The sequence below is a fragment of the Bradyrhizobium sp. cf659 genome, from assembly GCF_900113725.1.
Classification (GTDB): domain Bacteria; phylum Pseudomonadota; class Alphaproteobacteria; order Rhizobiales; family Xanthobacteraceae; genus Bradyrhizobium.
Genome location: NZ_FOQJ01000001.1, coordinates 1,795,381 through 1,809,961, shown reverse-complemented (window position 1 = coordinate 1,809,961; position 14,581 = coordinate 1,795,381). Strand labels below are relative to the sequence as shown.

General features: G+C 66.6%; 13 protein-coding genes. 10 read left to right on the top strand and 3 right to left on the bottom strand.

All coding sequences use genetic code 11. The features are described from left to right. Position 1 precedes the first annotated feature (1 nt). Both BM118_RS08735 and BM118_RS08730 read left to right on the top strand, forming a co-directional pair. Positions 2–991: an ABC transporter ATP-binding protein gene (locus BM118_RS08735; protein WP_177234110.1), complete on the top strand. Its 990-nt coding sequence runs from the start codon at positions 2–4 to the stop codon at positions 989–991. Further along, on the top strand, positions 988–1,971 hold the full coding sequence (locus tag BM118_RS08730) for an ABC transporter ATP-binding protein (RefSeq protein WP_092184041.1): 984 nt from the start codon (positions 988–990) through the stop codon (positions 1,969–1,971). Before BM118_RS08735 ends, BM118_RS08730 begins: the two co-directional genes overlap by 4 nt. 15 nt (positions 1,972–1,986) lie before the next feature. On the opposite strand, the gene BM118_RS08725 is transcribed toward BM118_RS08730, so the two are convergent. Together BM118_RS08725 and BM118_RS08720 are read right to left on the bottom strand one after the other, a co-directional pair. Next, entirely contained in the window at positions 1,987–3,333 is a 1,347-nt protein-coding gene (locus tag BM118_RS08725; RefSeq protein ID WP_092184039.1) for an omega-aminotransferase AptA, read from the bottom strand. An 18-nt stretch (positions 3,334–3,351) separates the two neighbouring features. Then, complete coding sequence (locus tag BM118_RS08720) at positions 3,352–4,296, bottom strand: GntR family transcriptional regulator (RefSeq protein ID WP_092184036.1); 945 nt, start codon at positions 4,294–4,296, stop codon at positions 3,352–3,354. A gap of 67 nt (positions 4,297–4,363) precedes the next feature. On the opposite strand from BM118_RS08720, the gene BM118_RS08715 reads away from it, so the two are divergent. From BM118_RS08715 to BM118_RS08680, 8 genes are read left to right on the top strand one after another with little or no spacing between them, the layout of a single operon-like run. Next, on the top strand, positions 4,364–5,524 hold the full coding sequence (locus BM118_RS08715) for a C45 family autoproteolytic acyltransferase/hydolase (protein WP_092184034.1): 1,161 nt from the start codon (positions 4,364–4,366) through the stop codon (positions 5,522–5,524). Next, entirely contained in the window at positions 5,524–7,089 is a 1,566-nt protein-coding gene (locus tag BM118_RS08710) for an ABC transporter substrate-binding protein (RefSeq protein ID WP_441299747.1), read from the top strand. The genes BM118_RS08715 and BM118_RS08710 overlap by 1 nt, the downstream gene beginning before the upstream one ends. 9 nt (positions 7,090–7,098) lie before the next feature. After that, positions 7,099–8,043, top strand: a complete 945-nt coding sequence (locus BM118_RS08705; RefSeq protein WP_092184032.1) for an ABC transporter permease — start codon at positions 7,099–7,101, stop codon at positions 8,041–8,043. After that, positions 8,040–8,852, top strand: a complete 813-nt coding sequence (locus BM118_RS08700) for an ABC transporter permease (protein WP_092184030.1) — start codon at positions 8,040–8,042, stop codon at positions 8,850–8,852. Before BM118_RS08705 ends, BM118_RS08700 begins: the two co-directional genes overlap by 4 nt. Continuing rightward, positions 8,849–10,456, top strand: coding sequence for an ABC transporter ATP-binding protein (locus BM118_RS08695; protein WP_092184028.1), 1,608 nt, complete (start codon positions 8,849–8,851; stop codon positions 10,454–10,456). Before BM118_RS08700 ends, BM118_RS08695 begins: the two co-directional genes overlap by 4 nt. A gap of 14 nt (positions 10,457–10,470) precedes the next feature. Next, positions 10,471–12,012: an ABC transporter substrate-binding protein gene (locus tag BM118_RS08690; protein WP_092184026.1), complete on the top strand. Its 1,542-nt coding sequence runs from the start codon at positions 10,471–10,473 to the stop codon at positions 12,010–12,012. Beyond that, positions 12,009–12,854 (top strand): polysaccharide deacetylase family protein, encoded by an 846-nt coding sequence (locus BM118_RS08685; RefSeq protein WP_092184024.1) that lies wholly within the window; start codon positions 12,009–12,011, stop codon positions 12,852–12,854. The genes BM118_RS08690 and BM118_RS08685 overlap by 4 nt, the downstream gene beginning before the upstream one ends. Next, the gene (locus BM118_RS08680; protein WP_092184022.1) at positions 12,851–13,621 is read left to right on the top strand and encodes a polysaccharide deacetylase family protein; all 771 of its coding nucleotides are present in this window, start codon (positions 12,851–12,853) and stop codon (positions 13,619–13,621) included. The genes BM118_RS08685 and BM118_RS08680 overlap by 4 nt, the downstream gene beginning before the upstream one ends. Before the next feature lie 15 nt (positions 13,622–13,636). On the opposite strand, the gene BM118_RS08675 is transcribed toward BM118_RS08680, so the two are convergent. After that, the gene (locus tag BM118_RS08675; RefSeq protein ID WP_092184020.1) at positions 13,637–14,575 is read right to left on the bottom strand and encodes an acetamidase/formamidase family protein; all 939 of its coding nucleotides are present in this window, start codon (positions 14,573–14,575) and stop codon (positions 13,637–13,639) included. Positions 14,576–14,581: the final 6 nt, after the last annotated feature.

Sequence of the window (14,581 nt, the reverse complement as noted above, 5' to 3'; positions counted from 1 at the left end):
GATGGCGTTGCTCGAAGTCGAGAACCTTCAGACCCACTTCCGGACGCCCGGCGGAATCAACCGCGCGGTCGACGGCGTGTCGTTCCATGTCAACGAGGGCGAGACGCTCGCCATCGTCGGCGAGTCCGGCTGCGGCAAGTCGGTGACCTCGATGTCGCTGATGCGGCTGATCCCGGAGCCGCCGGGCAAGATTGCCGGGGCGATCCGCTTTGCGGGCAGGGACCTCCTCAAACTGTCCGACCGCGAGATGCGCGCGATCCGCGGCAACGACATCTCGATGATCTTCCAGGAGCCGATGACGAGCCTCAATCCGGTCCTGACCGTCGGCCGCCAGATCCGCGAGACGCTGATGATCCATCAGGGCCTGGACAAGCAGGCCGCCGAAGCGCACGCGATCGAGATGCTGACGCTGGTCGGCATTCCCGAGCCGAAGCGGCGCGTGCGCGAATATCCGCACCAGCTCTCCGGCGGCATGCGCCAGCGCGTGATGATCGCGGTGGCGCTGGCGTGCAATCCAAAACTTCTGATCGCGGACGAGCCGACCACCGCGCTGGACGTGACCATCCAGGCGCAAATCCTGAAGCTGATGCTCGACCTCAAGAGCCGGGTCGGTGCCGCGATCATCCTGATCACGCACGATCTCGGCGTCGTCGCCGAGATCGCCGAACGCGTCATGGTCATGTATGCCGGCCGCAAGGTCGAGGAGGCGCCGGTCGCCGAGCTGTTTCGCTCGCCGCGCCATCCCTATACGCAAGGCTTGCTCGGCGCCGTGCCGCGGCTTGGCTCGTCGCTGACAGGCACCGCGAGACGGCTGGCCGAGATCCCCGGTCAGGTGCCGGATCTGCGCAAGCCGATCACCGGCTGCGTCTTTGCCGGGCGCTGTGCGCTCGCGACCGATCTCTGCCGCCAATATGCCCCGGGGCTCGAAGAGAAGGGCCCTCGCCACGTCGCCGCCTGTCACTACGCGGCCAAGGGAGCCGTCGCGGCATGAGTCCTCCTCTGCTCCAGGTCAACGACCTCAAGAAGCATTTTCCGGTCAGCAAGGGTCTGTTCGGGCGCAAGTCCGAATGGGTCTACGCGGTCGACGGCGTGTCCTTCGAGATTGCGCGCGGCGAGACGCTGTCGCTGGTCGGCGAGTCCGGCTGCGGCAAATCAACCGTCGGCCGCGCCATCCTGCGGCTGTTCGACATCACTTCGGGCCAGGTCATCCTCGACGGCCAGCGCATCGACGACGCTGCGCCGAGCACGATGCGCCAGATGCGCCGGCGCGTGCAAGTGGTGTTCCAGGATCCGTTCTCCAGCCTCAATCCGCGCATGCGCGTGCGCGACATTCTCGCGGAGCCGATCCGCAATTTCGGCCTCGCCAAATCCGCGGAAGATCTCGAGGTGCGCGTCACGGCGCTGATGGACACCGTCCGTCTGCCGCGCGAGGCGCTGAACCGCCGGCCGCACGAATTCTCCGGCGGCCAGCGCCAGCGCATCGGGATCGCACGGGCGCTCGCGGCCGAGCCCGAGCTGATCGTCTGCGACGAGGCGGTCTCCGCGCTCGACGTCTCGGTCAAGGCGCAGATCGTCAATCTGCTCCAGGACCTCCAGCAGAAATTCGGCCTCGCGCTGCTGTTCATCAGCCACGACCTCGCCATCGTCGAGCACATGACCCATCGCGTCGCGGTGATGTATCTCGGCAAGATCGTCGAGGTCGCGCCGCGCCGGGAGATCTTTGCCGCGCCAAGGCATCCCTACACCAAGGCGCTGCTCTCGGCGGTGCCGCTGCCCGAGCCGGGTGCCCAGCGCAACCCGATCATCCTCGGCGGCGACGTGCCGAGCCCGATCAATCCGCCGAGCGGATGCCGCTTCCACACCCGCTGTCCGTACGTCTTCGACCGTTGTCGCACGGAAGAGCCGCAGCTCCGCGCCGCCGAAGGCGATCAATGGGTGGCGTGCCATCTGGATGCATTGCCGGAGGGATGAGCCCCGGGGACGGCGTCAGCCGATGGCGGTCAGGGCCCGGCGGATGGCGGTGAAGATGTCGTTGATCTGCTCCTCGGTGATGATCAAGGGTGGCGAGACCAGGAGCGTATCGCCGCTGCCGCGGATCAAGATGCCGTCCTCATAGCAGCGGCTGGCGCACTCAGCGCCGCGTGCCCCCGGTGCACCCTCGCGCGGCTTCAGGTCGATTGCGGCCAATAGGCCGATGTTGCGGATGTCGACGACGTGGGGAAGGTCGCGCAAGCCGTGCGCGTGGTTTTCCAGAACCGGCGCGAGGCGGCGCGCCCGCTCGAACAGGCCGAGATCCTGGTACACGTCGAGCGCGGCAAGCCCCGCCGCGCAGGCGAGCGGATGCGCCGAATAGGTGTAGCCGTGGAACAGCTCGATCGCGTTGTCCGGCCCCTGCATGAGCGCGTCGTAGACCTTGCCGCTCACGATGACGCCGCCCATCGGCACGGCCGCGTTGGTCATGCCCTTGGCGCAGGTGATGAGGTCGGGTGTCACGCCGAAGGCGTTGGCGCCGAACGCGGCGCCCAGGCGACCAAACCCCGTGATCACCTCGTCGAAGATCAGGAGGATGCCATGCTGGTCGCAGATCTGGCGCAGCCGCTCGAGATAGCCGACCGGCGGCGGCAGCACGCCGCCGGAGCCCGTCACGGGCTCGACGATGACGGCGGCAATCGTCGAGGGATCGTGCACTTGCATCAGTTTTGTCAGCTCGTCGGCGAGATGCGCGCCCCATTGCGGCTGGCCGCGCGAGAACGCCGCATGCTCCGGATCATGCGTATGCGGGAGATGGTCGACCTCGGGGAGCAGCGGGCCGAAGTCCCTGCGGTGGCGGACGATGCCGCTGACCGACAGGCCGCCCCAGCCCATGCCGTGATAGGCCTTGGCGCGCGAGATGAAGCGGATGCGGCTGGCCTCGCCGCGGGCGCGGTGATAGCCGCGCGCGATCTTCAGCGCGGTGTCGACCGATTCCGAACCCGAATTGGTGAAGAAGACGTGGTCGAGCCCCGCGGGCGCGACCTCGGTGATGCGCCGGGCAAGCTCGAAGGCGGCCGGATGGCTCATCTGGAACGAGGAGACGAAATCGAGCTTCGCCGCCTGCGCCTGGATCGCATCGACGATGCGTCGCTGCCCGTGTCCCGCGTTCACGCACCACAGCCCTGCCATGCCGTCGAGAATGCGCCTGTTGTCGTCGGTGACGTAGTGCATGCCCTCGGCGGCGACGAAGATGCGCGGCTTCGACTTGAATTGCCGGTTCGGCGTCATCGGCAGCCAGAACGGCTCCATGGCCTCGCGGGTGAGGGGGCTGTTGGAGGAGGTGAGGGCACTCATGGGCATGAAAACTCTCGTACGTGTTCAGGCGGATTTTGACGGAGCGGAATTGGCGGGGCTGCGCTTGAGCTTGGCGGCGCCTTCGAGATGCCGGCGCAGCAGGGCGGCGGCGGCCTCGTTCTGGCCGGCTTCGAGCTGGTCGAGGATGGCGAGATGCTCGCGGCAGTTCACGATCACGCGCTCATGGCCGAAGGTCCAGTCGTAGTTTCCGAAGCGACGCAGCCGGTTCTGCTGCTGAACCGCGACCAGCAGATAGCGGTTGCCTGACGCGGCGGCGAGGCCTTCGTGAAAGGCCGCGTTCATCTCGTAGAGCGCAATGCTGGCTGTGTCGCTCCACGGCATCGCCAGCATCTCCTGATGACGGCGACGCATCTGGGTGGCCCACGCCGGATCGAGACGAAAGCCCGGCTCGAGCAGGCCGGCCGGCTCGATCAGCAGACGGTAGCGATAGCTTTCATCGCGTGCCTGTGTATCTGCAAGGGTGGGCTGGAAGCGCCAGCCATGTCCCGGCTTGCGCTGGACGGCGGCGACTTCGGCAAGCCTGGTGAGCACGCGCTGCACGATCGGCCGCGTCGCATCGTAGCGCTGCATCAGGTCGCGTTCCGAAACCTCGTCAGGCAGCCGGCCGGCGCGGCGGTCGCGCGCGATGGCGAGGAACAGCCGGTCGGTATCGTCAGGGCTCGGCTTTGATGGCGTCTTGTGCAGGGCGGGGGTGGACTCGGCGACGAAATAGCCGCGGCTGGCGCCGGCGTGAACGAGCTTGCGCCGCGCCAGCAGTTTCAGCGCGGCGCGCACCGGCGTACGCGAAACCTGGAGGCGCTCGGCCAGCGCAACTTCGGCAAGACGTGTTCCGGGTGCGAGCTGCTCGCTCCGGATCAGGTCCATGATCCCGGCGGACAGTTCGCGCTGAAGACGGCTTGGGGACGCCTTTTCCAGGGTCGATTTCGCGGTTGAAGATTTTTGTTTCATGTCATCACAAAATACATTAGGCTTCACGAGAAAGCAAAAGGAACTTCAAGAAGGAATTTGCCGTCCCATGGTCGAGCCCTTTCCCCTCATCGAAATCTCCGGTCCCCCGCGCGAACGTGGACGTCAATACGGGCAGAAGGCGGCGGGCCGCATCAAGAAGGGGACGACCCATTACTTCGCGCAGTTGAAGGAGCTCTCGCTCGACGCGAAGGGCGTGGCCGCGCTGGTGCGGGACTATCTTCCCATCATCGAGACGTTCGAGCCGAGCTATATCGAGGAAATGCGCGGCATCGCCGAGGGCGCCGACGTTCCGTTCGAGGACGTCGTCCTGCTCAACGCCCGCACCGAGATCATCAAGCTTGCCAATCCGGCGATCCGCGCGCGGCTGAAGACGCCGGAAGATCCGGATGGCTGCACCGGCGTCGTCGTGCTGCCGCAGGCGACCGCCGATGGCCGCCTGATCCACGCCCAGAACTGGGACTGGAAGCGTGAATGCGCAGAGACGGCGGTCGTGCTGAAGGTGCGGCGCGATGACGGGCCGGATCTGATGACCTTCACCGAGGCCGGCGCGCTCGGCCGCTGCGGCTTCAACGCGGTCGGCATCGCGATCACCGCGAACTATCTCGAAAGCGACCGCGACTATCGCCAGGTCGGCGTGCCGCTGGCGCTGATCCGCCGCAAGGTTCTGGAGAACGAGCATCTCGCGCTGGCGATGCGCACGGTCTACTGCACGAAAAAGTCGGCGGCCAACAACATGATCGTCAGCCATCGCGAGGGCGTGGCAATCGACTTCGAATGTGCTCCGGACGAGACCTTCCAGGTGCATCCGCAGAACGGCCTTCTGGTCCACGCCAATAACTTCCTCAGCCCCGTCGCGCTCAGCAAGCTGAAGGACACCGGCATCTTCAATACGCCTGACAGTCTCTACCGCGACATCCGCGTTCGCGATCTGCTCCAGCCTCACATCGGCAGCATCACCTTCGACGCCGTCAAGAATGCGCTGTTCGACGAGTTTGCCTATCCCTGGTCGGTCTGCCGCCCGCCGCGCCGCAACCTCAGCAACAATCTCAGTGCCACCGTCGCGATGATCCTGATGGAACCGGCGAGCGGGCTGATGCAGGCCGCGCCGCTGCCGGCGCTCAATCGCGAGTTCACCAGCTACCGGCTCGAGATCGACGAGATCGGGCGCGCCGCCTTCGAGCGGTCGGCTGCGGCGGGGGCTGCGTGATGCGCCGGCGTCGGCCATCGCCGGCATGGGCGGTTGGTCTCGCCGCATTGGCCCTGCTGGCCATGCTGGGGAAGGCCGGTGCAGAAACACTGTTGAGAACGCGGCTCAACGCCGATATCCGATCGACCGATCCCGGTACCAATCGCGACGCCAACACCGACGGCGTGATCGCGCATGTGGTGGAAGGGCTGGTCGCTTTCCGTGACGACACTTCGATCGGCCCGATGCTGGCCGACAGCTGGAGCGTTTCGAACGAAGGCAAGACCTACACGTTCCGCCTGCGCCAGGGTGTCAAGTTCCACAATGGCGCCACCATGACCGCGGATGACGTGACCTGGTCGCTGAAGCGCTGGCTCGACCCGGCAACGCAATGGCGCTGCCTGTCTGAATTCAGCGCCACCGGAATCGCGCGGATCGAGAAGATCGAGGCGCCGGATCCGCTCACCGTTGTCATCACGCTCGATCAACCGACCGCCTTGTTTCTCCCGACCCTGGCGCGTCCCGATTGCGGCCAGACCGCAGTCATCCATCGCGATTCCGTCGGCGCGGACGGCAAATGGATCGCCCCGATCGGCACCGGCCCGTTCAGGCTCGCCGAGTGGAAGCGCGGACAATATGTCGATGTCGTCCGCTTCGACGGCTACGTCTCGCGCAGCGAGCCGCGTAACGGCTACACCGGTGCCAAGGACGCCAAGGTCGATCGCGTGCGCTTCAATGTGATCCCGGACAGCTCGGCTGCGAAGGCGGGGTTGCTCAGCGGCTCGCTCGACGTCATCATGAGCCTGTCGATCCCCGATCTCGAAGAGCTCAAATCGCGTCCCGAGGTGCAGCTCAGCATCACGCCCGCGCTCGGCCTCACCGGCATCCTGTTCCAGACCAAAGACCCGCTGCTGAAGGACGTGCGGATCCGCCGCGCCATTGCGCTGTCGATCGACACCGCGCAGATCGTCGACGCCGTGATGATGGGCACCGCGCGTCCGAACAATTCCGCGCTTCCGCTCGGCAGCCCGTTCTATAGTGAGACGCAGTCGCACGGTTATGCGCAGAATATCGCGGAAGCCAAGAAGCTGCTGCTGGAGGCCGGCTATCGCGGCCAGCCGATCAAGATGATCACCAACAAGCGCTACAGCTTCGTGTTCGACTCCTCCGTGCTGGTGCAGGCGATGGCGCAGACCGTCGGCATCAATATCGAGCTCGAGGTGATGGACTGGGCGGCGCAGCTCGATCGCTACAACCGCGGCGACTACCAGTCGATGGCCTTTACCTATTCGGCGCGGCTCGATCCCTCCTTGAGCTTCGAGATGCTGACCGGGCCGAAAGCGACGCAGCCGCGCAAGGTCTGGGACAATCCGGAGGCGCAGGACCTACTGCGCCGGTCGATGATGATCGACGACGCCGCGAAGCGGCAGGCGCTGTTCGACGACATGCACAAGCGCTTCATCGCCGACGTGCCGATGATCGTGCTGTTCAACGGCGCCGAGCTGACGGCGCTGCGCAAGGGCATCAAGGGCTATGCCGGCTGGCTTTATCCGCAGCCGCGGTTCTGGGGCGTCACGGTCGAGTAGGGCGGCGCCATGTTGGGTTACCTCGCAAGACGGCTGGCCATGACGATCCCGACGCTGCTGCTGGTCGCGATCGCCGTGTTTGCGCTGGTCCGCCTCATCCCCGGCGATCCCGTGCAGGTGATGCTCGGCGATGCCGCAGATCCCGCGCAGGCGGCGCAGCTGCGTGCGCAGCTCGGGCTCGACCAGCCGATTCCGGTCCAGTTCATGCACTGGATCGCAAAGCTTGCGGCCGGCGATTTCGGGCACTCCATCACCAACAATCTCGCGGTGTTGCCGCTGATCCTCGACCGCTTCCAGGTCAGCGCGGTCATCGTGCTGGTGGCAGTTGGCGCGGCGGCCTGTATCGCCGTCCCGGCCGGGCTCGTTGCGGCCTGGAAGCAGAACAGCCTGCTCGATCTCTCCGTCGTCGGCGGCGCCACGCTGCTGTTGTCGATCCCGAGCTTCTGGCTCGGCCTGCTGCTGCTGCTCCTGTTCGGGCTCAAGCTGAAATGGCTCCCGGTGATCGGCTACGTGCCCTTTGCGGAGAACTTCTGGCAAGCGGCGACCTTCATCGTGCTGCCGATCGCGACGCTCACCATGGTGGAGATCGGCGTGCTCACGCGCATGGCGCGTGCCGCCTCCATCGAGGTGCTGCGGCTCGAATATGTCACGCACGCGCGCGCCAAGGGCGTGCCGGAATGGCGCGTGCTTGCCCGGCACGTCCTGCCCAACGCGTTCGCGCCGACCTGGACGCTGATCGGCCTCGTGCTCGGCCATCTCCTCGGCGGCATCGCCGTGATCGAGACCGTGTTCACGCTCCCTGGCCTCGGCCGGCTCCTGGTCGATTCCATCTTCGCGCGTGACTATCCGGTGGTGCAGGGCTGCCTGCTGTTCACCGCCGTGATCTACGTCGTGGTCAACCTCATCGTCGATCTTTGCTATCCGTTGTTCGATCCCAGGGTGACGATGGCATGAGGATGCGCGCCAACACTGCGATCGGCGGCGCCCTCATGGCGCTGCTGCTCGGCGCGGCCGCCACCGGAGCCTTCTGGACGCCGTTCGACCCGCTGCGCATCAATCTGCGCGCGCGGCTCCAGGCACCGTCGCCCGTTCACTGGCTCGGCACCGATGAATTCGGCCGCGACGTGCTGAGCCGCATCATGGTCGGCGCGGGCGCCAGCGTCGTGATTGCGCTGCTCACGGTGCTGCTGGCGATTGCGGCCGGCATGGTGATCGGCTGCACGGCCGGTTACATCCGCGGCTGGGCCGACCGCGTCATCATGGCGGTCAACGACGCGCTGCTCGCGTTCCCCGGCATCCTGCTGGCGCTGGCCGTGATGATCGTGGTCGGTGCCAACAAGGTCGGGCTCATTCTGGCGTTGGGTCTCGCCTATATCCCGTCGGTCGTCCGCGTGGTGCGGGGCACGGTGCTGTCGATCCGCGAGAAGGAGTATGTCGAGGCTTCGCGTGTCATCGGCAATTCCGAGGTCTATTCGATGATCCGCCATGTGATGCCGAATGCGATTGCGCCGGTTGCGGTGCTCGCGACCAGCATGTTCGGCTGGGTGCTGCTGGCCGAGAGCGCGCTGAGCTTCCTCGGCCTCGGCGTGCCGCCGCCGGCGCCGACCTGGGGCAATATGCTGGCGGCGAGCCGTCCGTTCATGGAGACGGCGGCCTGGCTCTCGATCGCGCCGGGCCTCTGCATCGCGCTGACGCTGCTCGGCATCAACCTGCTCGGCGATTCCCTGCGCGATCGCCTCGACCCCAGGATGGCGCACGGATGACGCTGCTGTCGGTCGAGGATCTCCGTATCGAAGTGTCGGCCAGCAAGGCCGTGATCGTGGAGGGCGTCTCCTTCGCGGTCGAGCGCGGCGAGTTCCTCGCCGTCGTCGGCGAATCCGGTAGTGGCAAGACGGCGGCCGCGCGCGCCGTGCTCGGCCTGCTGCCATCGGGTCTTCGCAAGGCAGGCGGCCAGATCGTGCTCGACGGCATCGACCTCGCCAGCGTCTCTGCGCGACAGATGCGGGCGCTGCGCGGGCCGACCGTTGGCATGGTGTTTCAGGAGCCGATGGTCTCACTCAACCCCGCCATCAGCGTCGGCGCGCAGATGGCGGAGGGGCTTGGCCTGCATGAGCGGCTTGGCAAACGCGAGATCCGGCGCCGCTGCCTCGATATGCTCGCGCGGGTTCAGATCCGCGATCCCGAGCGAACTTTTGACGCCTATCCGCACGAATTCTCCGGCGGCATGCGCCAACGCATCATGCTCGCCTCGGTGATGCTGCTGAAACCGAAGCTGCTGATCGCGGACGAGCCGACCACGGCGCTGGACACGCTGACCCAGCGCGAGGTGCTCGACCTCATGGTCGGGCTCGCCCGCGATCACGGCACGTCGGTGATGCTGATCACCCACAATCTTGGCCTCGTGTCGCGCTATGCGCAGCGCGCGCTGGTGTTGCGCCAGGGCAGGATGGTCGAGACCGGAACGACGCGGCAAATCCTGTTCTCGCCGCGCGACGCCTATACCAAACGGCTGGTCGAGGCCTTGCCGCGCCGCGGCGCCACGACCAAAGCGCGGCAGGGCGGCGAACCCCTCGTCAGCGTGCGGGGCCTCGAAGTCGGCTTCGCCGGGCGGCAGCGATTGTTCCGGCGCGATGCCGGCGTCCGGGCCGTCAACGGCGTCGATCTCGACATCGCCGCAGGCGAAACAGTCGCGGTGGTCGGCGGCAGCGGCTCGGGCAAGACCACGCTCGGCCGCGCCATGCTGCGTCTCATTCCGACCTCGGGCGGAGAGATCAGGTTTCGGGGCAGGGACGTCACGTCAAGTGTCGACCGCGACTTCCGCCTCGCCTCGCAACTGGTGTTCCAGGATCCCTATTCCTCGCTCGATCCACGGATGCGCGTCGGCGAGATCGTCGCCGAGCCGTTGCGCCACGTGCCGCAATTGACGGCGAGCGAGCGCGACAAGCGCATGGAAGCGATGCTGGAGGAGGTCGGGCTTGTGGGCCTCGGCAAGCGCTGGCCGCACGAATTGTCCGGCGGTCAGCGCCAGCGGATCGCGATTGCGCGTGCCATCGTGCGCGAGCCGGCCTTCGTCGTGGCGGACGAGCCGGTCTCGGCGCTCGACATGACCATCCAGGCCCAAGTGCTGAAGCTGCTCGCGCGGCTTCAGGCGCAATACGGCTTCGCCTGCCTGTTCATCAGCCACGATCTCGCCGCCGTCGAGCAGGTCGCCGACCGGGTGGTGGTGATGCAGGGCGGGCGGATCGTCGAGCAGGGATCGCGTGACGAGATCTTCGATCGTCCGCAGCATGACTACACCAAGGCGCTGCTCGCGGCGGCGCCCGTGCTGGACTTTGCGAGGGCGGCAACGGCGCGCGCCTCGGGCTAAGCGGGATCTTGCGTATGAATCGTCTTGTCGTTGCGTTGTGTCTGATGCTCGTCTCGCTATCGACGACCCGTGCCGAGAGCGTTCTGCGCAGCATGGTCACGACTGATATCCGCGGCCTGATGCCGGGTAACAGTCCTGATGACAACACCGGTCTTGTGCTTCAACAGATCTACGAAGGCCTCGTCGCCTGGCGTGGCGACGGCACCGTCGCCCCGATGCTGGCGAAGGCGATCGAGACGTCGGCGGACGGGCGGACCTACACCTTTACGCTGCGCGAGGGCGTGACCTTCCACAACGGTGCACCCCTGACCTCGCGGGAGGTGGTCTGGACATGGGACCGCTTCCTCGATCCGAAATCCGCCTGGCCGTGCCGGGCCAATTTCGACGGCACGCGAAAGATCAGGATCGTCGAGGTCGCCGCGCCGTCGCCGGAGCAGGTCGTGTTCCGGCTGGCCGAGCCGAGCGGCGCCCTCCTCAGCACGATGGCACGGGCCGATTGCGACGGCACCGGCATCGCGCATCCGGATTCGGTCGGCGTCGACGGCGCCTGGCAGAAGGCGATCGGCACCGGTCCGTTCAAGCTCGCCGAATGGCGCCGCGGTCAGTTCATCGAGCTCACCCGCAACGAGGCCTATGCGGCGCGCGGCGAGCCGGCCGACGGACTCGCCGGAGCCAAGCTTGCCAAGGTCGATCGTGTCAGGCTGTCCGTCGTTCCCGATCCGGCGGCGGCGAAGGCCGCGATCCAGTCGGGCAATCTCGACCTCTGGCCGTCGATGGATCCGAAATTTGCAGGCGAGCTGAAGTCGGCGGGTCTTGCGATCGCATCGTCGTCGGTCGCCTCGCTGAATGCGATCGTGATGCAGACGAATGATCCGCTGCTCAAGGACAAGCGCATCCGCGGCGCCATTGCCGCCGCGCTCGATTATCCCAGCATGAGCGAGAGCCTCACCGACGGCTATGCCAAGCCGAGCACCTCGCTGGTGCCGCTTTCGAGCCGCTACTACGGTGCGGTCGAGCAGGCCGGCAACGGCCTCGACATTGCGCGCGCAAGGAAGCTCCTGACTGAGGCGGGCTACAAGGGCGAGCCGATCAGGATCACCACCAATTCGCGCTTTCCTGTCATGAACGACGTGGCCGTGCTGGCGCAGGCGATGGCGCAACAGGCCGGCCTCAACCTCAGCGTCGAGGTCGTGGAATTCGCCACCCAGCTCAGCCGCTACAACAAGGGCGACTATCAGCTCATGGTGTGGAACTACACGCCCTATCTCGATCCCGCGTTCGGCCTCGATCGCTTCGTCGGAGACAAGGCCGCGCAGCCGGACAAGGTCTGGGGCAATCGCGATGCGATCGAGCTGCTTGCGAAGCTGATGGAAACGGCCGCGCCCGAGGCGCGTCAGCCGCTATTCGATGCGCTTCACAAGCTCTTCGTCGATGACGCGCCGATGATCGTGTGGAGCTCCGGCGTCAACGTCTCGGCGGTCTCGCCCGCCGTGCGCGGCTATGCGCCATGGGCCGGCCGCAAACCCCGCTTCTGGAACGTCGAGGTTGTCAGATGATCTCCCTTGCCCAGCGCAAACATCATGCCTGGCCGGACGGCGCGCGCTGCGTCGTCGGCCTCACGCTCGATTTCGACGGCACGTCGCTGGAACGCGGCCGCGGCCAGTTGCCGCTCGGCGCCCGCTCGCACGGCCGCTATTCCGCCAAATGCGGCATCCCGCGCTTCGTCGACATGTTCACGCGGCACGACGTGCCCTGGACGTTCTATGTCTCGGGCTATGATGCCGAGGAGAGCCCGGATCTCGTTCGCGACATCTCGCGATCGGGCATCGAGATCGGCTCGCACGGCTACTTTCACGAGGGCGTCGATCCCGGCGAGGCCGAGCCGGAGCTGCTGGAGCGCACGCACCGGCTGCTTACGGAGATCACCGGCATTGCGCCGAGGGGATGGCGCTCGCCGTCCGGGCACAAGACCGCGCGCACGCTGCGCAAGCTCCGCGAGCTCGGCTATGTCTACGATTCCAGCGACAAGGATTTCGACCTGCCTTATCTCGCGCGCTACGACGGCGAGGAGCGCAGCGACTATGTCTGCCTGCCCAACAACACCTCGAGCCTCGACGATTTTCCGTTCTACCGCGTCAGCTACACGCCGCCGTCGGAAGTGCTCGCGCATTGGCAACAGGAGTTCGACGCCATCTACGCGGAGGGCGGCTATTACAACCTGACCTTCCACCCGCGGGTCGGCTATGGCTCCGGCTCGCCCGCGCGGGTCGCGGCGGTCGAAGGGCTCATCAACTACGCAAAGCGGCACGAAGGCGTGCGCTTTGTCGGCATGCTGGAGCTGGCGGAATGGTGCCTGAATCGTCCGACCGATTGGCGCCGGGACTGGAGCGGACAATGACCAGATCCATCGTGCCGGTTGTCGTGACCGTCAACCTCCAGGGCAAGACGGTCGAATTGACGCAGGCTGGCGAGGACGCCTTGTTCGGCCGTGCCTCGTACGGAAAATACGCCTATGCGGTCGGCTGCGAGCGGCTGTTCGGCCTGCTCGATCGCCACGGCATCAAGTCCACCGCGTTCGTTCCCGGCGCGGAAGCGGAGGCGAACCCGGCCTATATTGCCGCGCTCGCCGGCCGCGGGCATGAGATCGCCGCGCACGGCTGGGCGATGGAGGAGATGGACGCGGCTGACATCGACGAGCGGGCGCTGCTGGAACGCGCGCATGCGGCGCTGTCGCGGATCGTCGGCCGCGCGCCGCGCGGCTTTCGGGCTCCGCATGGCCGCCTGACGGAGCGTACGCTCGGCCATCTCGCCGACCTCGGCTATCGCTATGATTCCAGCTTCCAGGACGACGACCAGCCCTACCGGCTAGATGCCGATGGCGGCCGCGGCATGGTCGAGGTGCCGCATGCGGAGATCCTGATCGACGCGACGCTCTACGGCCAGCGCCAGACCCACGATCGCGTCATCAAGATGTGGCGCGAGGAGATCGAGGCGATGCATCGCGAGCGCTGCCTGATCACGCTGACACTGCATCCGCGCAGCGACTATGGCAGCGCGCGGGCGAGCCGCATTGCCGCCCTTGACGGCCTGCTGACCTGGCTGCGTGGTCTCGATGGTGTTGCGTTTCTCACCTGCGGGGAGGTCGCTGATCGATCGGGGTCTTGAACCTGGCGGCATCGGTCACGGCATGCGGGATTTTGCCAGCACGCAGTGAATGCCCTTGTTGCCGTCGACCAGCTGCGTGACCCGCAGGTCTGCGGCGATCGAGCAGAGCGTATAGGCATCCTGCGCGCTGAGGCCGCTGTGCTCGCGGATCAGCGCGATCATGTCGCGCAGCGCAGCCTTGGCTGCATCGTCGAGGTCCTCGTCAAAGCCCATGGTGATCCAGTCGGACGCCGTCTCGGCGCGCGGCGAGGCGAGGCGAAGATCGCGGCGGACGTGGAACTCGAAGGTGCCGGTGAGCGCCGCCTCGATCGCGGTCAGGCAGACTTCGCCATCGCCCTGGAGCGCGTGGCCGTCGCCGGCGGAGAACAGCGCGCCCGGCACGAAGACCGGAAAATACAGCGTGCTGCCGGCGCCGAGCTCCTTGTTGTCCATGTTGCCGCCGAACGCCCGCGGCTCCTTCGAGGACAATCGGCCCCAGGTCGGCGGCGGCGCGACGCCGAAATTGCCGAAGAAGGGGGAGAGCGGCAGCTCCTGTCCCCAGGGCAGTTTTGCGACGTTGCGCGCGCGGTCCAGCGGAATGTGAATGCGGCGGAACTCGGGAAAATCCTCAGGCAAGGTGCCGAGCGTCGGGACCTGGAGATTCCAGCCCCAATTGCAGCGCAGCTCGATGCTCTGGACGCGCACTTCGAGGACGTCGCCGGGCTCGGCGCCCTCGATGTGGATCGGTCCGGTGAGAAGGTGCGGGCCCGGACCGCGGAACGCGCTTGCCAGCACCTCCGCATGTCCGGGCACGCTGTCGAAGCCGAGCGAGGGATCGGGCAGATCGTCCGGCTCGCCCGACAGGGTCTCGATGGTGACGCGGTCTCCGGATGCGATCCGGAGCACCGGCTTCAGACGTCCGTCCCAGAGTCCCCACTGGACGTTTCCGGGGGTGGATCGCAGGACGAAGTCCATGATCTG